18 protein-coding genes, 2 tRNA genes, 2 rRNA genes and 1 riboswitch are annotated in these 23630 nt (G+C 65.4%); of the genes, 14 read left to right on the top strand and 8 right to left on the bottom strand.

Annotated features, from left to right (window positions below; all coding sequences use genetic code 11):
- Positions 1–80: 80 nt before the first annotated feature.
- The 4 genes from IM543_04670 to IM543_04655 form a co-directional block, all read right to left on the bottom strand.
- A 23S ribosomal RNA gene (locus IM543_04670) occupies positions 81–2956 on the bottom strand.
- A gap of 228 nt (positions 2957–3184) precedes the next feature.
- Positions 3185–3260: transfer RNA gene (locus tag IM543_04665), tRNA-Ala, on the bottom strand.
- A gap of 16 nt (positions 3261–3276) precedes the next feature.
- Positions 3277–3353, bottom strand: a tRNA-Ile gene (locus IM543_04660).
- A gap of 82 nt (positions 3354–3435) precedes the next feature.
- A 16S ribosomal RNA gene (locus IM543_04655) occupies positions 3436–4970 on the bottom strand.
- Together the 16S and 23S rRNA genes with 2 tRNA genes alongside form the textbook arrangement of a ribosomal RNA operon.
- 442 nt (positions 4971–5412) lie before the next feature.
- Here IM543_04655 and cobT point away from each other — a divergent pair.
- The 13 genes from cobT (at position 5413) to IM543_04590 (ending at position 18563) form a co-directional block, all read left to right on the top strand.
- Entirely contained in the window at positions 5413–6456 is a 1044-nt protein-coding gene (gene cobT, locus IM543_04650) for a nicotinate-nucleotide--dimethylbenzimidazole phosphoribosyltransferase (protein QOY95176.1), read from the top strand.
- 4 nt (positions 6457–6460) lie between these two features.
- A complete protein-coding gene (locus IM543_04645; GenBank protein ID QOY95175.1) occupies positions 6461–7240 on the top strand; it encodes an adenosylcobinamide-GDP ribazoletransferase in 780 nt (259 codons plus the stop codon).
- Between the two features lie 4 nt (positions 7241–7244).
- Complete coding sequence (locus tag IM543_04640; GenBank protein QOY95174.1) at positions 7245–7787, top strand: histidine phosphatase family protein; 543 nt, start codon at positions 7245–7247, stop codon at positions 7785–7787.
- Between the two features lie 32 nt (positions 7788–7819).
- Positions 7820–8053, top strand: a riboswitch (cobalamin riboswitch).
- Positions 8054–8120: 67 nt separating this feature from the next.
- Complete coding sequence (locus IM543_04635; protein QOY95173.1) at positions 8121–9965, top strand: TonB-dependent receptor; 1845 nt, start codon at positions 8121–8123, stop codon at positions 9963–9965.
- 26 nt (positions 9966–9991) lie between these two features.
- A complete protein-coding gene (locus IM543_04630) occupies positions 9992–11023 on the top strand; it encodes an iron ABC transporter permease (GenBank protein ID QOY95172.1) in 1032 nt (343 codons plus the stop codon).
- Position 11024: 1 nt separating this feature from the next.
- The gene (locus tag IM543_04625; protein ID QOY95171.1) at positions 11025–11798 is read left to right on the top strand and encodes an ABC transporter ATP-binding protein; all 774 of its coding nucleotides are present in this window, start codon (positions 11025–11027) and stop codon (positions 11796–11798) included.
- Between the two features lie 5 nt (positions 11799–11803).
- Positions 11804–12445 carry a cob(I)yrinic acid a,c-diamide adenosyltransferase gene (gene cobO, locus IM543_04620; protein ID QOY96521.1) on the top strand — a complete coding sequence of 214 codons (642 nt, stop codon included), beginning with the start codon at positions 11804–11806 and terminating at the stop codon, positions 12443–12445.
- A 1-nt stretch (position 12446) separates the two neighbouring features.
- A complete protein-coding gene (locus tag IM543_04615) occupies positions 12447–13748 on the top strand; it encodes a cobyrinate a,c-diamide synthase (GenBank protein ID QOY95170.1) in 1302 nt (433 codons plus the stop codon).
- Positions 13745–14305 (top strand): bifunctional adenosylcobinamide kinase/adenosylcobinamide-phosphate guanylyltransferase, encoded by a 561-nt coding sequence (gene cobU, locus IM543_04610; protein ID QOY95169.1) that lies wholly within the window; start codon positions 13745–13747, stop codon positions 14303–14305. The genes IM543_04615 and cobU overlap by 4 nt, the downstream gene beginning before the upstream one ends.
- Positions 14299–15243 (top strand): cobalamin biosynthesis protein, encoded by a 945-nt coding sequence (locus IM543_04605; GenBank protein QOY95168.1) that lies wholly within the window; start codon positions 14299–14301, stop codon positions 15241–15243. Before cobU ends, IM543_04605 begins: the two co-directional genes overlap by 7 nt.
- Positions 15236–16216, top strand: a complete 981-nt coding sequence (locus tag IM543_04600; GenBank protein ID QOY95167.1) for a threonine-phosphate decarboxylase — start codon at positions 15236–15238, stop codon at positions 16214–16216. The genes IM543_04605 and IM543_04600 overlap by 8 nt, the downstream gene beginning before the upstream one ends.
- Complete coding sequence (locus tag IM543_04595) at positions 16213–17094, top strand: cobalamin-binding protein (GenBank protein ID QOY95166.1); 882 nt, start codon at positions 16213–16215, stop codon at positions 17092–17094. Before IM543_04600 ends, IM543_04595 begins: the two co-directional genes overlap by 4 nt.
- The gene (locus IM543_04590; GenBank protein ID QOY95165.1) at positions 17091–18563 is read left to right on the top strand and encodes a cobyric acid synthase; all 1473 of its coding nucleotides are present in this window, start codon (positions 17091–17093) and stop codon (positions 18561–18563) included. Before IM543_04595 ends, IM543_04590 begins: the two co-directional genes overlap by 4 nt.
- On the opposite strand, the gene IM543_04585 is transcribed toward IM543_04590, so the two are convergent.
- Positions 18557–19867: a metallophosphoesterase gene (locus tag IM543_04585; protein QOY95164.1), complete on the bottom strand. Its 1311-nt coding sequence runs from the start codon at positions 19865–19867 to the stop codon at positions 18557–18559. The genes IM543_04590 and IM543_04585 overlap by 7 nt on opposite strands.
- Positions 19868–20156: 289 nt before the next feature.
- On the opposite strand from IM543_04585, the gene IM543_04580 reads away from it, so the two are divergent.
- Complete coding sequence (locus IM543_04580) at positions 20157–20948, top strand: aldehyde dehydrogenase family protein (protein ID QOY96520.1); 792 nt, start codon at positions 20157–20159, stop codon at positions 20946–20948.
- On the opposite strand, the gene IM543_04575 is transcribed toward IM543_04580, so the two are convergent.
- Genes IM543_04575 through IM543_04565 form a run of 3 tightly spaced genes read right to left on the bottom strand, consistent with a single transcriptional unit; the run spans position 20945 to position 23617 of the window.
- A complete protein-coding gene (locus IM543_04575) occupies positions 20945–22066 on the bottom strand; it encodes an alpha/beta hydrolase (GenBank protein ID QOY96519.1) in 1122 nt (373 codons plus the stop codon). The two genes, IM543_04580 and IM543_04575, sit on opposite strands and share 4 nt — an antisense overlap.
- 58 nt (positions 22067–22124) lie before the next feature.
- Entirely contained in the window at positions 22125–22898 is a 774-nt protein-coding gene (locus IM543_04570; GenBank protein ID QOY95163.1) for a hypothetical protein, read from the bottom strand.
- Positions 22899–22954: 56 nt separating this feature from the next.
- On the bottom strand, positions 22955–23617 hold the full coding sequence (locus IM543_04565) for a phasin family protein (GenBank protein ID QOY95162.1): 663 nt from the start codon (positions 23615–23617) through the stop codon (positions 22955–22957).
- Between the last annotated feature and the right edge of the window lie 13 nt (positions 23618–23630).

Genomic DNA, 23630 nt, shown 5'->3' with positions numbered 1-23630 from the left:
AGTTTTTCTTGTTCTTGGGGTAGCAGTATCAACAAACTGCAGCTGTATTCCTGACTTGTTCTATATCCTACCAAGGTTATAGGGACAAGCCGTACGGGCAATTAGTACTGGTTAGCTTAATGCATTACTGCACTTCCACACCCAGCCTATCAACGTCCTGGTCTCGAACGACCCTTCAAGGAGCTCAAGGCTCCGGGAAATCTCATCTCAAGGCAAGTTTCCCGCTTAGATGCTTTCAGCGGTTATCTCTTCCGAACTTAGCTACCCGGCAATGCCACTGGCGTGACAACCGGTACACCAGAGGTTCGTCCACTCCGGTCCTCTCGTACTAGGAGCAGCCCCCTTCAAATTTCCAACGCCCACGGCAGATAGGGACCAAACTGTCTCACGACGTTTTAAACCCAGCTCACGTACCACTTTAAATGGCGAACAGCCATACCCTTGGGACCGGCTACAGCCCCAGGATGTGATGAGCCGACATCGAGGTGCCAAACTCCCCCGTCGATATGAACTCTTGGGAGGAATCAGCCTGTTATCCCCAGAGTACCTTTTATCCGTTGAGCGATGGCCCTTCCATACAGAACCACCGGATCACTATGTCCTACTTTCGTACCTGCTCGACTTGTCGGTCTCGCAGTTAAGCACGCTTATGCCATTGCACTATTAGCACGATGTCCGACCGTACCTAGCGTACCTTCGAACTCCTCCGTTACACTTTAGGAGGAGACCGCCCCAGTCAAACTGCCTACCATGCACTGTCCCCGATCCGGATAACGGACCAAGGTTAGAACCTCAAACGAACCAGGGTGGTATTTCAAGGTTGGCTCCACCGGAACTGGCGTCCCGGTTTCAAAGCCTCCCACCTATCCTACACAGATTGGTTCAAAGTCCAATGCAAAGCTACAGTAAAGGTTCATGGGGTCTTTCCGTCTAGCCGCGGGTAGATTGCATCATCACAAACATTTCAACTTCGCTGAGTCTCGGGAGGAGACAGTGTGGCCATCGTTACGCCATTCGTGCAGGTCGGAACTTACCCGACAAGGAATTTCGCTACCTTAGGACCGTTATAGTTACGGCCGCCGTTTACTGGGACTTCAATCAAGAGCTTGCACCCCATCATTTAATCTTCCAGCACCGGGCAGGCGTCACACCCTATACGTCCACTTTCGTGTTTGCAGAGTGCTGTGTTTTTATTAAACAGTCGCAGCCACCAGTTTATTGCAACCCTTTCACCCTTCTGCAGTAAAGCAGTCAAGCTACCGGGGCGTACCTTATCCCGAAGTTACGGTACCAATTTGCCGAGTTCCTTCTCCCGAGTTCTCTCAAGCGCCTTAGAATACTCATCTCGCCCACCTGTGTCGGTTTGCGGTACGGTCTCGTATGACTGAAGCTTAGAGGCTTTTCTTGGAACCACTTCCGATTGCTTCGCGGCATAAAGCCACTCGTCTCGACCCCTTGAATTCCGCGCCCGGATTTGCCTAAGCGCCTTCTATGAGTCAAAAACTAGCTATTCCAACAGCTAGACAACCTTCCGCGATCCGTCCCCCCATCGCATCATACGACGGTGCAGGAATATTAACCTGCTTCCCATCAGCTACGCATCTCTGCCTCGCCTTAGGGGCCGACTCACCCTGCTCCGATGAACGTTGAACAGGAAACCTTGGGCTTACGGCGTGCGGGCTTTTCACCCGCATTATCGCTACTCATGTCAGCATTCGCACTTCTGATACCTCCAGCATCCTTCACAAGACACCTTCGCAGGCTTACAGAACGCTCTCCTACCATATCTATTGCTAGATATCCGCAGCTTCGGTGACTGGCTTAGCCCCGTTACATCTTCCGCGCAGGACGACTCGATCAGTGAGCTATTACGCTTTCTTTAAATGGTGGCTGCTTCTAAGCCAACATCCTGACTGTTTTAGCCTTCCCACTTCGTTTTCCACTTAGCCAATCTTTGGGACCTTAGCTGGCGGTCTGGGTTGTTTCCCTCTTGACGCCGGACGTTAGCACCCGACGTCTGTCTCCCAAGCTCGCACTCATCGGTATTCGGAGTTTGCAATGGTTTGGTAACTCGCAATGAGCCCCTAGCCATAACAGTGCTCTACCCCCGATGGTGATACTTGAGGCACTACCTAAATAGTTTTCGGAGAGAACCAGCTATTTCCAGGTTTGTTTAGCCTTTCACCCCTACCCACAGCTCATCCCCTAATTTTTCAACATTAGTGGGTTCGGACCTCCAGGGCGTGTTACCGCACCTTCATCCTGGCCATGGGTAGATCACCTGGTTTCGGGTCTACACCCAGCGACTGTCGCCCTGTTCGGACTCGATTTCTCTACGGCTCCCCTATTCGGTTAACCTCGCCACTGAATGTAAGTCGCTGACCCATTATACAAAAGGTACGCCGTCACCCCACGAAGAGGCTCCGACTGTTTGTATGCACACGGTTTCAGGATCTATTTCACTCCCCTCCCGGGGTTCTTTTCGCCTTTCCCTCACGGTACTGGTTCACTATCGGTCGATTACGAGTATTTAGCCTTGGAGGATGGTCCCCCCATGTTCAGACAGGATTTCTCGTGTCCCGCCCTACTTGTCGTACGCTTAGTACCACCGATCTGATTTCGCATACGGGACTATCACCCACTATGGTTCCTATTTCCAGAGGACTCTGCTATCAGTTCGACTATCACGTACAGGCTCATCCCATTTCGCTCGCCACTACTTTGGGAATCTCGGTTGATTTCTTTTCCTGCAGCTACTTAGATGTTTCAGTTCGCCGCGTTCGCTTTGCATACCTATGTATTCAGTATGCAATGACCTATAAGGCCGGGTTTCCCCATTCGGAAATCTGCGGATCAAAGTGTGTTTGCTCACTCCCCGCAGCTTATCGCAAGCTACTACGTCCTTCATCGCCTGTAATCGCCAAGGCATCCACCATGTGCACTTATTCGCTTGTCCCTATAACGTTGGCCCCTGCTGACAACAGGGATCGTCATAGAAAATCAAGAGTACAGCTTAATTGCATGTTTGTTGATACTTGATTACTACCCTAAGTGTGCACTTTTACATGCACGCTTAAAAAAACTTTACTTCTTCCAGATTGTTAAAGAACGAAAAAACAGTGATCTCGAAAAGACCAAACCTAAGCATCTTCTTGCTTACGTTTGCACTTTCAGAACCAGGTAATGGTGGAGGATGACGGGATCGAACCGACGACCCCCTGCTTGCAAAGCAGGTGCTCTCCCAGCTGAGCTAATCCCCCGTTACTTGCGATAACTTGGTAGGGCTGGTTGGACTCGAACCAACGACCCCCGCGTTATCAACACGGTGCTCTAACCAGCTGAGCTACAGCCCCGACATACACTGTTGTTCTCTTTACTAACAGCCGATAAGCGTGGACGCTTGATGATGGAGACAAGCTCCTGGTGCTACTCTAGAAAGGAGGTGATCCAGCCGCACCTTCCGATACGGCTACCTTGTTACGACTTCACCCCAGTCACGAATCCTACCGTGGTAAGCGCCCTCCTTGCGGTTAAGCTACCTACTTCTGGTAAAACCCGCTCCCATGGTGTGACGGGCGGTGTGTACAAGACCCGGGAACGTATTCACCGCGACATGCTGATCCGCGATTACTAGCGATTCCAACTTCATGTAGTCGAGTTGCAGACTACAATCCGGACTACGATACACTTTCTGGGATTAGCTCCCCCTCGCGGGTTGGCGGCCCTCTGTATGTACCATTGTATGACGTGTGAAGCCCTACCCATAAGGGCCATGAGGACTTGACGTCATCCCCACCTTCCTCCGGTTTGTCACCGGCAGTCTCATTAGAGTGCCCAACTAAATGTAGCAACTAATGACAAGGGTTGCGCTCGTTGCGGGACTTAACCCAACATCTCACGACACGAGCTGACGACAGCCATGCAGCACCTGTGTGAAGGTTCCCTTTCGGGCACTCCTAAATCTCTTCAGGATTCCTTCCATGTCAAGGGTAGGTAAGGTTTTTCGCGTTGCATCGAATTAATCCACATCATCCACCGCTTGTGCGGGTCCCCGTCAATTCCTTTGAGTTTTAATCTTGCGACCGTACTCCCCAGGCGGTCTACTTCACGCGTTAGCTGCGTTACCAAGTTAATTAAAACCCGACAACTAGTAGACATCGTTTAGGGCGTGGACTACCAGGGTATCTAATCCTGTTTGCTCCCCACGCTTTCGTGCATGAGCGTCAATCTTGACCCAGGGGGCTGCCTTCGCCATCGGTGTTCCTCCACATCTCTACGCATTTCACTGCTACACGTGGAATTCTACCCCCCTCTGCCAGATTCAAGCCTTGCAGTCTCCAATGCAATTCCCAGGTTGAGCCCGGGGCTTTCACATCAGACTTACAAAACCGCCTGCGCACGCTTTACGCCCAGTAATTCCGATTAACGCTTGCACCCTACGTATTACCGCGGCTGCTGGCACGTAGTTAGCCGGTGCTTATTCTTCAGGTACCGTCATTAGCGCAGAATATTAGTCCGCACCGTTTCTTCCCTGACAAAAGAGCTTTACAACCCGAAGGCCTTCTTCACTCACGCGGCATTGCTGGATCAGGCTTGCGCCCATTGTCCAAAATTCCCCACTGCTGCCTCCCGTAGGAGTCTGGACCGTGTCTCAGTTCCAGTGTGGCTGGTCGTCCTCTCAGACCAGCTACTGATCGTCGCCTTGGTGAGCCTTTACCCCACCAACTAGCTAATCAGACATCGGCCGCTCCAAAAGCATGAGGCCCGAAGGTCCCCCACTTTCATCCGTAGATCGTATGCGGTATTAGCGTAACTTTCGCTACGTTATCCCCCACTTCTGGGTACGTTCCGATGTATTACTCACCCGTTCGCCACTCGCCACCAGGCCGAAGCCCGTGCTGCCGTTCGACTTGCATGTGTAAAGCATGCCGCCAGCGTTCAATCTGAGCCAGGATCAAACTCTTCAGTTCAATCTCTGTTTGTCGAAACCCGTATTGCTACCGGCTTCGAAATCGATCCACTGGATCGATTTCGCTCACTCAAGATACTGACCGTTATCTCATTGCTGAGACAACGCTTAATACTTTTGTGAACATTTGATAATTTAAGTATGCAGCTGAGCGAACCCAGCTTGCACCTTCATCAAACGCCCACACTTATCGACTGTTGATTGTTAAAGAACTTTATTCCGTACTACCTTGCTGCACCTTACGAAGCGTTGTGTTCGTCAGCAGCAGAGAAGTGAGATTATGCAATGTTTCGCCTAACTCGTCAACCCCTCGTCTCTTTCGCTACCGCTGCCGTAGAAGCTGCGTTTCGCGTCGAGGAACAAGACTATAGCAAAGGCCGAGGCCACTGACAATGGCTGCTACTGTGCTATCGTCGCGTTTTTTCCACCTTATCTTTCCGGCAATGCAAATTCCCCTCATTGCGCCGACCGCCGACACGGCCCTGTCGCAAGTGCTGAGCGACGCCATCAATAACAAGACGAAACCGCTTGGCAGCCTTGGGCGCCTCGAATCCCTTGCGGCGCAATTGGGCATGATCCAGCGCTCGACGCGGGTTCGTATCTCGGAGCCGGCCATCCTGGTTTTCGCCGGGGACCATGGCGTGGTCGCGGAAGGCGTGTCGGCCTATCCGCAAGAGGTAACGTGGCAGATGGTGGAGAACTTCCTCGCCGACGGCGCGGCCATTAATGTATTCGCCCGCCAGAATGGCTGCGCCTTGCATGTGGTAGACGCCGGCGTCAACCATGACTTCGGCGCGCGTCCGGGCCTGCTCGACCGCAAGCTTGCCAGAGGTACCCGCAATTTCGCCAACGAAGCCGCGATGTCGCGCCTGGAACTGGAGCGCGCACTGGAACATGGCGCCGCCCTGGTGCGCGACCTGCCCGGCAATGTCGTCGGCTTCGGCGAAATGGGCATCGGTAATACGACTGCGGCCGCAGCCATCATGCACAAGCTCACCGGGCTGCCGCTGCCGCAGTGCGTCGGCGCCGGCACGGGATTGTCGGGCGAAGGCTTCCAGCGCAAGCTGCAGGTCATCGCGGCGGCGGTCGACAAGCATGCCGGGATCGACGATCCGCTCGACGTACTGGCCACCTTTGGTGGATTCGAGATCGCCATGATGGCCGGAGCGATGCTGGAGGCGGCCGCGCTGCGCAAGGTGCTGCTGATCGACGGCTTCATCGTCACCTCCGCCCTGCTGGCAGCGAGCCGCCTGCAGCCGGCCATCCTCGATTACTGCGTGTTCGCCCACGCGTCGAGCGAGAACGGGCACCGCCTGATGCTGGAGGCGCTCGACGCCGAGCCGCTGCTGCAACTGGGGCTGCGGCTGGGCGAAGGCACCGGCAGCGCGCTGGCCCTGCCCCTGCTGCATGCGGCCGCCAACTTCCTGAACGAGATGGCGACCTTCTCCTCGGCGCAGGTCAGCACCAACGCGCAGCAGGAACGATAAGAAGATGCAGCAGCTGCGCCTGTTCTTCATCGCGGTCCAGTTTTTCACGCGCCTGCCGATTCCGCGCTGGGTCGGCTTCGAGCAGGAATGGCTGCACCACGCCTCGCGCTATTTTCCACTGGTTGGCCTGGTGGTGGGGGCGCTCGGCGCCGGCGTGTATGCCGCGGCCGCCCTGCTCTTTCCCGCGCCGGTCGCGGCCGTGCTCTCGACCGTGGCAACCGTCTACGCCACCGGCGCCTTCCATGAAGACGGCTTTGCCGACACCTGCGATGGCATGGGCGGCGGCATGACGCGCGAGCGGGTACTGGAGATCATGCAGGACTCGCGCGTAGGCGCCTACGGCGCCATCGGCATCGTCTGCATGCTCGGCCTGAAGTGCGTCACGCTGGCGATGCTGCCGCCCGCCGGCGCCATCGGCGCGCTGCTGCTCGCCCATCCGCTGTCGCGCCTGGCGGCGACATCGCTGATCTGGCGCATGGAATACGCGCGCGCCGAGGGCAAGGCCAAGCCGCTGGCCGAACGCATGACGACAAGCGAATTCGGCATCGCCTGCGCCAGCGTCGCGCTCGCGGCCGGCATCCTGCTCGCGGCCGGCGCCCTCGACCTGCCGGCGCTGCTGGCAGCCCTGGCCGCAAGCAGCGCCGCTGCCTGGTGGCTGGCCCGCAAGTTCGTCCGCCGCATCGGCGGCTATACCGGCGACTGCCTCGGCGCCGTCCAGCAACTGGCGGAAGTCGTCATCTACCTCGCCGTGTTGGCCACGCTCGGCGACGGCGCACTGGCGTAAGTCGATGCGACTGATCCTGGTCCGCCATCCGCAGCCGGATATCGCAGCGGGCATCTGCTACGGCAAGACCGACGTCCCGGCATCGGCGGAAGCGCTCGCGCAGGTCGCGGCCAGCCTGCGCGCTGCCGGACTGCCCGGCGCACTGCCGGTCCATGCGAGCCCGCTGGCACGCTGTGCCGCATTGGCGCGCGAACTGGGCGCACCCGTCAGCCTGGACGCCCGCCTGGCCGAGATGGACTTCGGCGCCTGGGAGATGCGCCCATGGGATGCCATCCCGCGCGCCGAGGTGGAGGCCTGGGCCGCCGACCTGCTGGGCTTTCGTCCCGGTGGCGGCGACACCGTGCGCGAGGTGGCGCATCGGGTAGCCGCATTTCGGGAGGATCTGCGCCGGACCGGCTATGGCGCTGCCCTGCTCATCTGCCATGCCGGCACCATGCGCCTGCTGTCGGCCCTGCATGCGGGCGGCAGCGTCGAAACCGCCGCGCTGCGCGCCGCATCCAGCCCGCATCGCATCGCGTACGGTGAAGTTATCGAGCTGAGAGACTGACAACGCTGCCCTGCCACGCCGCGGTTTCTAATTTATAATGGCGACGTTTTGGTGCTCGCGGTCGTGTTCACGACCGCAGTTAAACGGGAAACACGAAGCCCTTCAACAAGGCCAACGTGTGCTGCCCCCGCAACGGTAAGCAAGTGCCGCGCTCGATGCATGACAAGCGCGGCAAACCGTCTTCCATGACCACTGTGCGAATGCATGGGAAGGTCGGACGGCCACACTTGCCAGCCCGGATACCGGCCAAAAGGTGGAAGCGCGCCCAAGCTGCGCTTCTGTTCAATCTGGCCTACGGGGACGTCGGCTGGTTGTCTTTGATGTGAACATTTCATGAACTTTTCTGTAACACGGCAAGCGGCCGCGCCGGCGCTCGCGATTCCGTTCGCGTTCGCCTTCGCCGCGTCCTCCTTCGCCCAGACCGCCGATACGGTGCTCGTCACCGCCAGCCACATGCCGCAACGCGCGGCCGAGGTGATCGCCGACACCACCGTCATCCACGCCGCAGAGATCGCGCGCCTGGGCGCCGGTTCGGTGGCCGACGTACTGCAGCGCCAGCGCGGCATCGAGATCGCCCGCAACGGCAGCGCCGGCGCCGCCACCAGCGTGTTCCTGCGCGGCGCCAACAGCAACCAGGTCGTGGTCCTGCTCGACGGCGTGCGCATCGGCTCGTCCAGCAGCGGCGGCGCCGCCTTGAACGCGGTACCGCTGGGGGCCATCGAACGCATCGAGATCGTCTACGGACCGCTCAGCACACTGTATGGCGCGGATGCGATCGGTGGCGTGATCCAGATCTTCACGCGCAAGGGCGACGGCGCACCGGTCGTCAGCGCTTCGGCCGGCGCCGGCAGCAATGCCACGCGCCAGCTCGACGCGAGCGTGCACGGTGCAGCCAATGTGTTTCGCTACGCCTTCAGCGCCGGGCACGAGGAATCGGACGGTTTCTCGGCCACGCGCCCGGGCGCCTTCGGCTTCAATCCCGATGACGACGGCTATCGCCGCCGCCACGCCAACGGCCAGTTTTCCTTTTCACCGATCCCCGGTGTCGACCTCGGCGCGCAGTTCCTGCACAGCGAGCTGCGTGCGCAATACGACAACGGCAGCACCGCTTATGACGCCCACAACCAGCAGGACTTGAATACGCGTGCGCTGCACGCCACAACCCGGTTCACGCCGAATTGGCACAGCACCCTGCAATACGCCCGCTCGGAGGACAAGCTGGGCAGCTTCACCAGCACGGCGGCAAGCGGCGCCAGCCAGATCGATACCAGGCAGGACGAACTGACCTGGCAGAACGGCATCGCGCTCGGCCCCGACACCCTGCAAGTCCTGGTGAGCCGCCGCGAAGAAAAAGTCGCGTCGAGTTCCACCGCCGCCCTGTCGCGCACCCGCAGCACCAATGCCTACGCGGCCGCCTACGCGGCCAGGCGCGGCGCCCACCTGTTCGACGCCAGCGCCCGCCACGACCGTTCTTCGAGCTACGGCGGCAAGAACACCGGCGCCGCCGGCTACGGCTACGATTTCGGCAATGGCTTGCGCACCACGGCCAGCATTGGCTCCAGCTTCCGCGCGCCGACCTTCAACGAGCTGTACTACCCCGGCTACGGCCTGGCAAGCAACCGTCCGGAGAAGGGCCGCAATGTCGAAGCCGGCCTGCGCTACGACGCCGGCGGCATGCAGCTCGACGCCACCTGGTTCCGCAACCGCCTGACCGACATGATCGTCTCGCGCACGCCCTGCCCCGGCCGGACCGGCAGCTGCGCCTACAACGTCAACGAAGCGCAGCTGGAAGGCCTCACGGTGGCGGTCCAGGCCCGCGTCGGCCAGATCGATCTGCGCGGCAGCCTGGACTGGCAGGACCCGACCGACGAGACCACCGGCAAGCAATTGGCGCGCCGTGCGACAAAACATGCCAGCTTCAACGCCGACACCGGCTGGGGCGCGCTCGCGGCCGGCGCCGAGCTGCTGTTGTCGGGCGAGCGCTTCGACGATGCAGCAAACCGGAACCGCCTGGGCGGCTACGGCCTGCTCAACCTGTACACTAGCTGGCGGATGACGCGCGACCTGTCCCTGCTGGTCCGCCTCGACAACGTCACGGACAAGCAGTACGAACTGGCGCGCTACTACGGCACCGGCGGCCGCAGCTGGTTCGCCGCCCTGCGCTACGGCATCCGCTGACCCGGCCGCCATCGAGAAGGAGACCCATGCATCACCCCGCCCACGCCCACCGCCGGCGCGCCATGCTGGTCATCGGCGCACTGCTGCTGTGCGCCGTCGCCAGCCTGCTGTTCGCCGGCATGACGGGTTCGATCGCCGTGCCGCTGGCCGAGATGCCGGACGCCCTGGGCCAGCTGGCCAATGGCGCGGGCGCCGACGGCGGATCGCTGGCGGCCTCGCTGCTCGAGCTGCGCGCCGGCCGCGCCCTGACCGCCTTCGTCACCGGCGGTGCGCTGGCACTGGCGGGGGTGATGATGCAGGCGCTGCTGCGCAACCCGCTGGCCGATCCCTACGTGCTCGGCATCTCGGCCGGGGCCTCGGTCGGCGCCCTGCTGGCGCTGCTCCTGATGGCCGCCGCCATCGTGGTCGACCTGGCCGCGCTGGGCGGTGCGGTGGCCGTGTCGATGCTGCTCTACCTGCTGGCCCGGCGCGACCTGCGCGGCGGCCTGGCGCAAGAGGGCGGCGCCTCGATGCTGCTGCTGACCGGTGTGATCCTGTCGTCGGCCTGCATGGCCCTGGTCACCCTGATGCTGTCGATCGCGCCGGAAGGCCGGCTGCGCAGCATGATCTTCTGGATGATCGGCGACCTCGCCGGCGCGCCGCTGCGCCTCGCACCCTGGCTGGTGCTGGGTGCGGGCCTGCTGTATGCCCTGCGCAGCGCGCGTGCCATGAACATGGTGGCGCTGCATGCGGAGGCGGCCGCCACGCTCGGCGTGCGCGTCGGTTCCCTGCGCAAGGGGCTGTTCTTGGTCTCGGGCGTGTTGACGGCCAGCGCCGTGACCAGCGCCGGCTCGGTCGGCTTCGTCGGCCTGATCGTGCCGCATGCCTGCCGCTTCGCCTTCGGTCCCGACCACCGCGTGTTGATTCCGGCGGCGGTGCTGGCCGGCGGCAGCTTCCTGGTGCTGTGCGATACGCTCGCGCGCACCGTCATCGCGCCGCAGCAGTTGCCGGTCGGCGCGATCACCGCGCTGATCGGCGCGCCGGTCTTCCTGTATCAACTGCACAGGCTGCGGAGGTAAGATGATCCGGACCGAACACCTCATGCTCAAGGCCGGCCACCGCGTACTGGTGCGTGATCTCGACTGGGCCGCCCGCCCAGGCGAGTGCTGGAGCATCATCGGCCGCAACGGCGCCGGCAAGAGCACGCTGCTGCGCACGCTCGCCGGCTTGCGCCGGCCGGACGGCGGCGCCGTGCTGGTGGGCGGGCGCGCGTTACAGGACTGGACGCCGGAAGCACTGGCGCGCGAGCGCGCTTTCCTGGCGCAGTCGCGCCACGATGCCTTCTCGTACAGCGTGATCGAAACCGTGCTGTCGGCGCGCCACCCCTACCACGCCAGGCGCTACTGGGAAGGAAGCGACGACCACCAGGCCGCCATGGACGCCCTCGCAGCGATGGAAGTGGCGGACCTGGCCGTGCGCGACGTGCGCACCCTGTCCGGCGGCGAGCGCCAACGCGTGGCCATCGCCGCGCTGCTGGCCCAGGACACGGCGCTGCTCCTGCTCGACGAGCCTGCCAATGCGCTCGACCTGGCGCACCAGGTCAGCGTCATGGGTCTGCTGGCGAAGCTGTGCCGCGAGCAGGGCAAGATCGTGGTCATGATCGGCCACGACCTGAACCTGGCCTACCGCATCTCCACCCATGCGCTGCTGTTGAACGGCGACGGCCGCTGGCAGGCCGGCCCGGTCGAGCAGACCATGCAGCCGGCGCTGCTGGGCGACTACCTCGGCCACCCGATCGACATGATCGAGCACGGCGGCCGCCGCATTTTCCTTCCCCATGAGGCGAGGGCATGAACGACATGAACGACACGAGCCACAGCGAAACGCATCGCGATGACGCCCTGGTGCTCAACGAGCGCCACCGCCTGCGCATGGCGCGCAAGAAGGCCGTCATCGACGCAAAAATCGCGGCGGCAGACAAGGAAATCGGCATCCTCATCGTCAATACCGGCAACGGCAAGGGCAAGAGCTCGAGCGCCTTCGGAATGGTGGCGCGCGCCCTGGGGCACGGCATGAAGGTGGGCGTGGTCCAGTTCATCAAGGGCGCCATGTCGACCGGCGAGGAAAAATTCCTGCGCCGCTTTCCCGACGAAGTCAGCTTCCATGCGATGGGCGAAGGCTATACCTGGGAGACCCAGGACCGCGAACGCGACATTGCCAAGGCCAAGGAAGCCTGGGCGCAGGCCCGGCGCTTTCTTGGCGACCCGAGCTACGGCATGGTGGTGCTGGACGAGCTGAACATCGCGCTCAAGTACCGATACCTCGACGTGGATACGGTCATCGCCGACCTGCTCGACCGCCCGGTCATGCAGCACGTGGTGGTGACCGGCCGCGCAGCGCCACCGGAACTGGTGGCGGTGGCCGACACGGTCACCGAAATGAACGTGGTGAAGCACGCCTTCAAGGCGGGCATTGCGGCCCAGGCCGGGACGGAGTGGTGACATGAACAGGGATGCGGGCGCCCGCGCCGTGCTGGTCGCGGCAATGGCTTCAGGCCAGGGCAAGACCAGCGTCACCGCCGCCCTGGCGCGCAAGCTGCTGCGCCAGGGCTTGCGGGTGCGGGTCTTCAAGTGCGGGCCGGACTTCATCGACCCGATGCTGCTCGAACGCGCGTCCGGCGCGCCGGTCCATACGCTCGACCTGTGGATGGTCGGCGTCGAAGAGTGCCGGCGCCGACTGCACGACGCGGCGCGCGAAGCCGATGCGATCCTGGTCGAAGGCGTGATGGGCCTGTACGACGGCTCGCCGTCGGCGGCGGACCTGTCGCGCGAATTCGGCGTCCCGGTGCTGGCGGTGATCGATGCCTCGGCCATGGCCCAGACCGTCGGTGCGGTAGCGCGCGGATTGCGCGACTACGGGCCGGTAGCGCTGGCCGGCGTGGTCGCCAACCGCATCGCCAGCGAGGGCCACGCGGGCATGGTGGCCGCGTCGCTGCGCGAGATCCCCCTGGTCGGCTGGCTGCCGCGCCAGGACCGGCCGCTGCCGGAGCGTCATCTCGGCCTGGTCTTGCCCGGCGAGGTCGACGGACTGGATGCGCTGCTCGACCAGCTCGCGGACGATCTGCACTTCGACGAAGGGGCATGGAAGGCCCTGCCCAAGATGGCGCAGTCGCCCTCCGCGTGGCAGCACCCGGGCCGGCTGCTGGACGGGCGCACGGTCGCCATCGCGCGCGATGCGGCCTTCTGCTTCCTCTACCCTGCCAACATCGAGCTGCTGGACAAGATGGGAGCGCGCCTGCGCTATTTCTCGCCGCTGGCAAACGAAGCGCTACCGATGGATGCCGATGCCGTGTTCCTGCCGGGCGGCTATCCGGAACTGCATGGCGAGACGCTCGCCCGGGCATCCCGCTGGCAGTGCTCGATCCGCGACGCCCACGCGCGCGGCTTGCCGATCCTGGCCGAATGCGGCGGCATGATGGTGCTGGCCGACGGCCTGACCGACAAGGACGGACGGCGCTGGCCGATGGCCGGCCTGCTGCCGGGCGAAGTGCACATGCAGCCGCGCCTGGCCGGCCTCGGCGCCCATGCCATGCCGACCCGGTTCGGTCCGGTGCGCGGCCACAGTTTCCATTATTCGCGCCTGGAGACGTCGGTGGAGGCCCGGGCGCATACCGTCAAGACCGGCAACGGCGCGCAAGGCGAAGCGGTGTACCGCATCGGCTCGCTCACCGCCTCGTACTTCCACGCTTACTTTCCTTCGAACCCGCCGGCGATAGCGGCGCTGCTCGGCGCAGGCGCATCGTGAGTTGCACCCTGGTGCTCGGCGGCGCCCGCTCGGGCAAGAGTCGCCATGCCGAAGGACTGGCCCGCGCTTCGGGCAAGGAAGTCGTGTATGTGGCCACCGCGCGTGCGGGCGACGCCGAAATGACGGCGCGCATTGCGCGGCACCGCGCGCGCCGCCCGGCCCGGTGGCGCACGGTCGAGGAGGAGCTGGCGCTGGCCTCGGTGCTGCGCGCGCAATGCGCGCCCGGGCGTCTGGTGCTGGTGGATTGCCTGACGCTCTGGCTGAGCAACCTGATGTTCTGCGACGGCCGCGCCTGGCCGGATGTGGGCGAACCGGCGCTGCCGGAGCGCTTCCACCAGGAACGCGCGGCGCTGCTCGATCTGCTGCACGCCGGCGTCAAGGGCGACCTCGTCTTCGTCGCGAACGAGGTCGGCATGGGCATCGTTCCCCAGGGCGCGGTATCGCGCTGCTTTACCGACGAAGCGGGCTGGCTGAACCAGGCGGTGGCGGCGGCCGCCGATCGCGCCGTGTTCGTGGCGGCCGGGCTGCCGCTCGTGCTGAAAGGGGATGCATGCTGAGCGGCCTGACCTGGCCCCAGCTGGCCGGCCTGCTGGCGGCGGGCATCCTGCTCGACCTGCTGCTGGGCGAGCCGCGCCGCTGGCATCCGCTGGTCGGTTTCGGCCGGCTGGCGCAAGGCATCGAAGCCTGGCTGAACCGCGGCAGCCGGCGCTTCGCGCGCGGACTGCTGGCGTGGGCCCTGGCGGTGCCGCCCCTGGCCCTGCTGGCCTGGTTGGCGATCGCGCATGCCGGCCTGTGGCTGCATGCGGTCCTGCTGTATGCCTGCATCGGGCTGCGCAGCCTGCGCGAGCATGCGCTGCCGATCGTCGACGCCCTGCGTGCGGGCGACCTGGAGACGGCGCGCCTGCGCACCGCGTGGATCGTCAGCCGCGACACGCAACACGCACAGGAATCCGACCTGGCGAAGGCGGGCGCCGAGTCGCTGCTCGAGAACGGCAACGACGCGGTGTTCGCCACGCTGTTCTGGTTCATGGTGGCGGGCGGCGCCGGCGCGGTCCTGTTCCGGCTGGCGAACACGCTCGATGCGATGTGGGGCTACCGGAACGCACGCTTCAACCTGTTCGGCCGTGCGGCTGCGCGCATCGACGACGCGCTGAATTATGTGCCGGCACGGCTGACGGCGCTGTCCTATGTCCTGCTGGCGGGAACGGCGCAGGCACGCGCCTGGCGCTGCTGGCGCACGCAAGCCTCCGCCTGGAGCAGCCCGAACGCCGGGCCGGTGATGGCCAGCGGCGCCGGCGCGCTCGGGATATCGCTCGGCGGCGCCGCGGTCTACGACGGTGAGCTCGAGCAGCGCCCGCCACTGGGCACAGGTCCTGGCGCCACCGCGGCGGACATCGCGCGCGCCTGGCGCCTGGTGCTACACACGACCCTGCTCTGGCTCGGCCTGGCCTGCGCCGCGGCCGTGATTGCGCTGATGCGGAGCGCACATGCTTGAACATGGCGGCAAGCTGCGCGAGGCCGCCCGCCTGTACGGGCGCGATGACTGGCTCGACCTGTCGACCGGTATCAATCCGCTGGGCTATCCCGCACCTGCCCTTCCTGCCGACGCCTGGCATCGCCTGCCCGAGCCGGATCCGGCGCTGGTCGCGGCAGCCTGCGCCTGCTATGGCGCGCCCGACCTGCTGCCGGTAGCGGGCACGCAGGCGGCGATCCAGGCGCTCCCCCGGCTGCGCGCGCCGTCGCGCGTCACCGTATCGGCGCCCTCCTATGCCGAACACGCGCACGCCTGGGGCAAGCATGGGCACCGCTTGCGCCTCGCTGCCCATGCCGGGCTGGAGGCCGCGATCGACAGCAGCGACGTGGTGGTGGTGGTCAATCCGAACAACCCGACCGGCGCGGCGATCGCGCCCGGGCGCCTGCTGGACTGGGCGGTGCGGCTGGCCCCGCGCGGCGGCTGGCTGGTCGTCGACGAGGCCTTCGGCGATACCGATCCGGCGCTCAGCGTCGCCGCCCACACGGCGCAACCCGGCCTGATCGTGCTGCGTTCGGTCGGCAAGTTCTTCGGCCTGGCGGGCCTGCGGCTGGGCTTCGTCGGCGCCGAGGCGGCAACCTTGCAGGCACTCGCGGACCTGTTGGGACCGTGGGCCGTCAGCGGTCCGGCCCAGACGGTGGCGCTGCAGGCCCTGCGCGACACTGCCTGGCAGCGTGCGAGCTTCGCACGGCTGCAGCTTGCCGGCCGGCGCATGCGCAGCCTGCTGGAGGCGCACGGCATCCGTGCGACGGGTACGCCGCTGTTTCACTGGTGGCCCGAAGCGCAGCCGGAGGCTTTCCACACGCACCTGGCGCGTCAAGGCATCTGGTGCCGCCTGTTCCGCGAGGCCGGGCGCGGCATCCGGGTCGGTCTGCCGCCGGACGAAGCCGGTTGGGAACGGCTGCAGGCAGCACTTCACACATGGAGCAATCGATGAAACAGATGGTCATTCTCGTGGCGGCACTGGCAATCACTTGCGCCGCCGCGCCGGCGGCTGCGGTCACGGTGCGCGACGACGCCGGCAACGCGGTCACGCTCGGCAAGCCGGCAATGCGGGTGATCTCGATGGCGCCGCACGTCACCGAAACCCTGTTCGCAGCGGGCGGCGGCGGCCGCATCGTCGGCGCGGTCGACTACAGCGACTATCCGGAAGCAGCCAAGCGCATCCCGCGCATCGGTTCGAACCGCGAGATCGACCTCGAGCGCGTCATCAGCCTGAAGCCGGACCTGATCGTCGCCTGGATGCACAACAACGCCGAACGCCAGATCGAGATGGTGCGCCAGCTGGGCGTGCCGGTGTTCCTGAGCGATCCGCAAACGCTCGACAGCATTCCGGACAACCTGCTGCGCCTGGGCCAGTTGATGGGCACGGAGACGGTGGCAAACGCCGCGGCGGCGCAGCTGCGCAGGCAGCTGGCCGGCCTGCGCACCCGCTATGCGGGCCGCCCGACGGTGCGCAGTTTCTACCAGGTGTGGGACAAGCCGCTGTACACGCTCAGCGGCAAGCACATCGTCACCGATGCGCTGCGCCTGTGCGGCGGCGAGAACATCTTCGACAAGCTGACCGTGATCGCGCCGACCGTGTCGATCGAAAGCGTCTTGCAGGCCGATCCGGAGGCGGTGTTCGCCACCGCCGAAAAGAACTATGGCGGCGTGCGCTTGTGGAAGCCGTATGGGCGCCTGCACGCCACCCGCAACGACAACCTGTTCACGGTCGACGGCAACCTGCTCAACCGCGCGGGTCCGCGCATGATCGCCGGGACCGCCGTCCTGTGCGAGAAGCTCGAGCTGGCGCGCCGGCGCCGCAAGCAATGAGCGCCCTGCCCTTCCGTACCCTGATGGTGCAGGGAACGACTTCGGACGCCGGCAAGAGCACGGTGGTGGCCGCGCTGTGCCGCCTCTTGCTGCGCCGGGGCCTGCGGGTGGCGCCGTTCAAGCCGCAAAACATGGCGCTCAACAGCGCGGTCACGCGCGAGGGCGGCGAGATCGGGCGCGCCCAGGCGCTGCAGGCGATCGCCGCCGGCGTCGACGCGCACACCGACATGAACCCGGTCCTGCTCAAGCCCTCGAGCGACACCGGCGCCCAGGTGATCATCCACGGCCGCGTGCGCGCAGAAATGAACGCGCGCGACTACCACCAGTACAAGAGCGTGGCGATGGGCGCGGTGCTGGAATCGCATGCACGCCTGCTGGTGCAGTACGAGGCGGTGGTGGTGGAAGGCGCTGGCAGCCCGGCCGAGATCAACCTGCGCGAGCGCGACATCGCCAACATGGGCTTCGCCGAGGCGGTCGATTGCCCGGTGATCCTGGTCGCGGACATCGACCGCGGCGGCGTGTTCGCCCATCTGGTCGGCACCCTGGCCTGCCTGTCCGAGTCCGAGCGCAGGCGGATCGCCGGTTTCGTGATCAACCGCTTCCGCGGCGACATCACGCTGCTCGAACCGGGGCTCGACTGGCTGGAAGCGCAGACCGGCAAGCCGGTGCTGGGCGTGCTGCCCTACCTGCACGGCATGTACCTGGACGCCGAGGATGCCGTGCAGCCGGCGCAGTCGGGCCGGGGGCGCTTCCGGGTCGTGGTCCCGAGCCTGCCGCGCATGAGCAACCATACCGACTTCGACGCGCTGCGCGCGCACCCGGAGATCGACCTGCGCTTCGTGCGTGCGGGCGAGGCGATACCGGCGGCCGACCTGGTGATCCTCCCGGGCAGCAAGAACACGCGTGGCGACCTGGCCTGGCTGCGGGCGCAGGGCTGGCCGGCGCAGCTGAGCCGGCATCTGCGCTATGGCGGCAAGCTGATCGGGATTTGCGGCGGCTTCCAGATGCTCGGCCGTACGGTGGCGGATCCGCATGGGGTCGAGGCTGAAGCCGGTGTGTCGGAAGGGCTGGGACTGCTCGACATCGATACCGAATTGGCGCAGGAAAAGCGGCTGGCTGTGGTCAGTGGACAGGCCACGCGCGCGGACGGGCAACGCTTCGGCCTGCAGGGCTACGAGATCCATATGGGCGTATCGCAAGGTGCGGCCATGGACCGGCCGGCCTTCGTCATCGACGGACGCAGCGAAGGCGCGTGCTCGGAAGACGGCCAGGTGCTGGGCACTTACCTGCACGGCGTCTTCGATCATCCCGAGGCGTGCGGGGCACTGCTGGCCTGGGCCGGGCTGCAGTCGACCCACGTCGTCGACACGGCCGCCCTGCGCGAGGCCAGCATCGACCGCATCGCCGATGCGACGGCGCCGGTACTCGAGCGGCTGCTGGCGCTCATGCCTGCAAGCGGCGCTCAGTAAGGCTGGGGAATGCGCGCCAGCGCATAGTTCGAATTCACCAGCTCCTTGAGCATGGCGAGGTCGCGCGCCGCGAGCAGGCTGAAAGGTCGGGTCAGGCGGCGTCCGCCCCCTTCGTCGAGTTGCCGCGCGACGCCCACCGGCACCACGCCGGGTTCGCCGTTGCGGATCAGGAGCGCTTCGGGCCGTGCCGTATTGCTGTTGACATCGATGGCCCATACCCGGCCGTCGTGCAGCGCGCTCACGCGCTCGACCAGGGTATGTCCGACGACGATCGATTTCGCACCGAAATGGGAAAGCACGTCGCCGACCTGGGCAGCCGTCGCACGAGCGTAGCGGTCGTCGCCATCCTCGAGATAGCCGCGGTACTGGGTCAAGCCGGCGGGACCGATCACGGCGTCGAGCTCCGCCTTGCCCGGCCGGTCCCCCGACCAGTAACGCCGCATCGCACTGTTGAGATGACTGAGGGTGAAACCGGCATCGGCCACCAGGGGATGGACGCCGCCATGGGTGATCAAGGTGCTTCCGCTCTTGACGATGACGGGCTGCAGGCGCAGCCAGTGGCCGATCAGCGTGTCGGGGCCGAATGCCTCCACATGGCCACCCATCCGCTGCAATGCGTGCAGGTGGTCGCGGTTGGCGCGCGAGATGTTCCCGCGCAGCAGATACTGCTCGTGGTTCCCCAGCACCAGGTGGACGGCGCCGCCGGCGTCCTGGGCCTGCAGGCTGAGCGCATACAGCCGCCACAGCACGGCGAACACGTCGCGCCCGCGATCGACCGCATCGCCGGCGATCACGAGGTGCTTGCGGCCATAGCGCCAGTTGCCGGCAGCGTCGGTCACCTCGAGCGACGCCAGGGCGGCATCGAGGAAGCGCAGGTTGCCTTCGATATCGCTGAGCACCAGGGTATCCGCCTGCGTATCGAAGACGGCGCCGGGCACCGTGGGGACGCGGGATACCGGGAACCGGTGCCGGCGGCCGGCGCAATCGATCGCCAGGTCTCCATCCTTGCCGGCAAGCCGGCCGACTTCGCCCTCGCAATACCAGGTCGCCACCCAGCTGCCGTCCGCGCCCTTGCGCACGACCGGCCCATCGAGGAAGCCGGGCAGGCGCACGTCGTCGCCAGTGCCGGCATAGGTATGGATGCCCGCATTCCCTGCGCCGCCGAGCGGGACGATAAGACGCTTGTGGACGCCGGCTTCGGTGAGTTCGATTCGGGCGTTCGACAGGGCGATTCCGAGCGCGGCAAGCAGCAGCATGCCCAGCACCAGCAGGCCGCGGAGGAGATAGCTGCGTGTCTTTTTCATTGTTGTTTTTCTTGGCAACAAAACAATGAGTGTAGCGCAGGCCCCGTTCATATTGGCCGTTTTGGCAGGCTGTTTTCCCGGCTCGGGAAGAGATCATGCGGCCCGGGTAGGCCGTCGTTTGATATTTCTCAAACCTGCTCCTTGACCGCTTCCGACAATGGCGGCATGGAAGCTAGTACCATGGCCGCCCAGTCCGGGACTGAGGACGGCGCCGTTCCCGGCACTGCGCTGACCCGGATCTTCGGCCAGCAGCACGAGCGCGCGCGCCACGCCGCCGGCGCCGTGGGCCCTGCGTGCGGGCCGCCTGCGGCGGCAGCGCGGCGCACTGGCGGCGGCGATCAGCGCCGACTTCGGCCACCGCTCGCTTCACGAGACAGAACTGCTCGAGATCAACCCTGTGCTCGACGGCATCGCGCATTCGTTGCGGCACGGTGCCGGCTGGATGCGGCCGCAGCGGCGGCGCCCGGGATTCAAGTTCTGGCCCGGCACGGCGCGGCTCATGCCGCAGCCGCTGGGCGTGGCCGGCATCGTCGTGCCCTGGAATTATCCGCTGCTGCTCGCTCGACTGCAAGACATGGTCGACGAGGCGCTTGCCGGCGGCGCCCGCGCCTGGCCGCTGTCCGGCGTGGCTGGCGACGCCCGGCGCCGACTGTTCCCGCCGGTGGCGCTGTCCGGACTGGCACCGGACGCCAGCGTCTTGCGGGAAGAGATCTTCGGACCGGTCTTGCCGGTGCTGGAGTATGCGAGCCTGGATGAGGCGATCGCCTGGATCAATGCGCGTCCGCGTCCGCTGGCGCTGTACCTGTTCGCGCGCCGGCGCGCGACCGTCGAGCGGGTGCTGGCGCACACCACGTCCGGCGGCGTCACCGTGAACGACACTTTCCTGCATGCCGGCACCGACAGCCTGCCCTTCGGCGGCATCGGCGAGTCGGGCATGGGCGCCTACCATGGCGAGGAAGGCTTTCGTACCTTCAGCCACTTCAAGCCGGTCTTCCTGCGGGCCAGGATCGGCCTGCTTCCCTGGCTGTACCCGCCGTTCGGCGTCCGCGCCGAACGCCTGCTGCGCATGCCGCGCCGCTAGCCGGCAAGCCAGGCGCGGATGCGCTGGTACACCTCGACGCGCGAGAGCAGGTCCAGGTGGTGGATGCCGAACGCGATCCAGGTGTGCGCTTCCGGAAAGCGCAGCGTGTAGGCCGGGTCGGGGTGCCGCCCGAGCGCCGTGTCGAGCGGCACCAGGCCGTCGCCCAGCACGCGTTCGCGCATGTCGCCCAGCCGGCGGCCGGTGCTGCCGGCGATCGCATAGCAGCGCACGCCCCTGGGCAAAGGTACCCGCCGGCGCTGGTCGCCGGCATGCTCGAAGCGGTCGCGGCCCTGCCAGTCCGCATCGACCAGGTTCCCGTAGCGCAGGTCGGTGATGCCGGCGCTGCGCAGTTGCCCGAGCCTGGCGAAGGGTGCGGTGAAGCGGTTGCGGCCAAGCGTGACGGTCAGCCAGTTGCCGGTGCGCTCCAGCGGGGCGCCATGGTGCGGCGTGCCCAGGAAGACCATGTGTCTTAGCGAGCGCAGCCATGCATGACGTGCGCGCCGTCCGTAGTAGCAGGCGCTGCGCGCCACCAGTCCGCCCATGCTGTGCGCCAGGATGCTGATTTCTTCCACCGGCACCGGCCACTCGCGCACCAGGGTGTCGAGCATGTCGGACAAGGCGCGCCCGTTGACCGAGACGTGCAGCCCGCTGTTGTAGTGGAGGTAGAGCGGCGTATAGCCCAGGTCGCGCGCCAGCGCCTCGCCATGGTCGTGGTGGTTGCGCCGCCACTGCAGGTCGCAGCGGCACAAGCCATGCGCGAGGATCAGCAGTTTGCCGCCTGGCTCGGGAATGGCGGCGGCCAGCGCGGCGCGTTCGAGAACCAGCGGGCGGCCATCGCGGCGCAGCCGCATCGGGATCGCCAGCGCATTGTCCGACAGGGCCAGGAAATCGCCCACCAGCCCGTTCAGCGCGGCGAGCACGGCTTCGCGTTCGGCCGATGAGGGCGGGCTGTGGCCAGGATCCGGCCGCGGCGCCAGGCAGGCATCCACCCAGCGGCCCACCAGCGCGGAGCCGGCGCGTGCCCGGCGGACGGCGAAGCCGGCGATGCCGCCGCCGCCGCGTGCCAGGAAACGCGCCTGCAGGGCGTCCACCAGGTCGAGCACTTCCTCCACCGCCATCAGCCCGAGCCGGCTGATCCCGTGCAGGTCGGAACCGTGCAGATGACGCGGCTTCGACTCAGTCTTCGAGTGCTTGTCGCGCGCGTTCGACATCCAGGCGTTCCATCGCATCGTGCGGTTTGATCGCGGCGGCCTCTTCGCACAGGGCGATGGCGGCCTGTGCCCCCTTGCGTCCGTCCAGCATGGCGAGCGCCTGCGCGTATTCGACGCGCGCAATGACCGAATCCGGATTGAGGGCAAGCGCCTGCCTGAAATGTCCGAGCGCCGCCTCCCGGCTGGCGCCATGGCTCAGTCCACCGAGCAGCGCCCCGACCTTGTCGATGATCTCGGCATGGTAGACGCCGAGCGCGATATGGGCATCGGCGTGGCGCGGCGCCAGCGCCAGCGTGGTGTCGAGGCTGGCCTTCACCCTGGCGCCGATGCCTTGGGCCAGCGCCTTCACGACCGAGACGGCCTGCGCATGCCGGCCGAGTGCGTAGGCATGCCAATAGAAGGCTGCCGGGTTCGACGGCTGCCGCGCCTGCTGCTGCTCGCAACGTTCGGCCACCTGCAGGAAGCGCTCGCTCCTCGTTGCCGCCGAGGGTTCGAGGTAGACCGCATGGATGCAGGTCGCCTTGTTCGCCACCGCATATCCGGCCATGCCGGCATCCAGGCCCTGCCTGGCGGCTTCCTCGAAGCGCCCGGCGTGGAAGGCGATCCATGCGTCGACCAGCGCTGGCTCGGCCGGCCACGGCTCGGCGTCGCCGGCATGCAGGCGGCGCCATGCCTTGTGCAGGCCGGCAGCCGTGTAGGCAAAGGCCGGATCGGAATAGGGACATCTTGCCCAGGCCATGCGCCCTCCTTGCCAGGACATGCCGTGTGGGACAGTGACAAGCGAACCGCCGCCTGTCAGCGCGGTCCGGCCGCTGCCGTCTTCTTCGCTGTCGGGCGCTTTGCGGCAAGCTTTGCGGCAGGCTTTGCGGCGGGTTTTGCCCTTGCTTTGGCTGCCGCCTTGCGTGCCGTTCCCGCTGCCGCTTTCTTCGCAGGCGCCTGCGTGCCGGCCTGGCGTGCCGGCCTGGCTGTCGCTTTCTTCGCAGGCGCAGGGCTGTTGGCGATCCGGAGCGCGTCGACGGCCTGCGTCAACGCATCGATGTCGGCGCGCGCCTGCATCCCGGCCGTGTGCAGCGCGGCTTTCAGCTCCGCCACGTCGCGGCCCAGGGCCTGGACTTCTTCGGGCGCCGGCAGCCCCAGGTTGCGCAGCGAGCGGGCCACCCGGTCTTCGAACATCTTCTCCAGCTTGTCCAGCGAGCCGCTGGCCTGGCGGCCGGCATTCTCTGCCAGCCGGGTGACGGTATCGGTCACCGAAACGCCTGTGCCCCCGGTGAACCGCTGGGTCAGTTTCTGCAGTTCGCCGCCATCCTGGACCAGCTTCTCGAACAGTTCGCTGCCTTCCCGCTGCGCCCGGGCGAACGCGCCGAGCCCGGCCTGCCAGATCTGGTGCGCCGAACTGCACACGGCATCGAGCATGGCGGCATCGTCCGACCTTGCCAGTTCCTTCAGTTTGCGGTCCATCTTGTCTCCTCTG

The organism is Massilia sp. UMI-21, assembly GCA_015277795.1.
In the GTDB taxonomy this organism is placed as follows: domain Bacteria; phylum Pseudomonadota; class Gammaproteobacteria; order Burkholderiales; family Burkholderiaceae_D; genus Telluria.
This window is presented reverse-complemented; position numbering and strand designations above follow the sequence as displayed.

Excerpts from the sequence above, each read along its gene's own strand:
- cobT (QOY95176.1), top strand. The coding sequence starts at position 5,413 with ATGCAAATTCCCCTCATTGCGCCGACCGCCGACACGGCCCTGTCGCAA.
- IM543_04645 (QOY95175.1), top strand. The coding sequence starts at position 6,461 with ATGCAGCAGCTGCGCCTGTTCTTCATCGCGGTCCAGTTTTTCACGCGC.
- IM543_04640 (QOY95174.1), top strand. The coding sequence starts at position 7,245 with ATGCGACTGATCCTGGTCCGCCATCCGCAGCCGGATATCGCAGCGGGC.
- IM543_04635 (QOY95173.1), top strand. The coding sequence starts at position 8,121 with ATGAACTTTTCTGTAACACGGCAAGCGGCCGCGCCGGCGCTCGCGATT.
- IM543_04630 (QOY95172.1), top strand. The coding sequence starts at position 9,992 with ATGCATCACCCCGCCCACGCCCACCGCCGGCGCGCCATGCTGGTCATC.
- IM543_04625 (QOY95171.1), top strand. The coding sequence starts at position 11,025 with ATGATCCGGACCGAACACCTCATGCTCAAGGCCGGCCACCGCGTACTG.
- cobO (QOY96521.1), top strand. The coding sequence starts at position 11,804 with ATGAACGACACGAGCCACAGCGAAACGCATCGCGATGACGCCCTGGTG.
- IM543_04615 (QOY95170.1), top strand. The coding sequence starts at position 12,447 with ATGAACAGGGATGCGGGCGCCCGCGCCGTGCTGGTCGCGGCAATGGCT.
- IM543_04605 (QOY95168.1), top strand. The coding sequence starts at position 14,299 with ATGCTGAGCGGCCTGACCTGGCCCCAGCTGGCCGGCCTGCTGGCGGCG.
- IM543_04600 (QOY95167.1), top strand. The coding sequence starts at position 15,236 with ATGCTTGAACATGGCGGCAAGCTGCGCGAGGCCGCCCGCCTGTACGGG.
- IM543_04595 (QOY95166.1), top strand. The coding sequence starts at position 16,213 with ATGAAACAGATGGTCATTCTCGTGGCGGCACTGGCAATCACTTGCGCC.
- IM543_04590 (QOY95165.1), top strand. The coding sequence starts at position 17,091 with ATGAGCGCCCTGCCCTTCCGTACCCTGATGGTGCAGGGAACGACTTCG.
- IM543_04585 (QOY95164.1), bottom strand. The coding sequence starts at position 19,867 with ATGAAAAAGACACGCAGCTATCTCCTCCGCGGCCTGCTGGTGCTGGGC.
- IM543_04575 (QOY96519.1), bottom strand. The coding sequence starts at position 22,066 with ATGGCGGTGGAGGAAGTGCTCGACCTGGTGGACGCCCTGCAGGCGCGT.
- IM543_04570 (QOY95163.1), bottom strand. The coding sequence starts at position 22,898 with ATGGCCTGGGCAAGATGTCCCTATTCCGATCCGGCCTTTGCCTACACG.
- IM543_04565 (QOY95162.1), bottom strand. The coding sequence starts at position 23,617 with ATGGACCGCAAACTGAAGGAACTGGCAAGGTCGGACGATGCCGCCATG.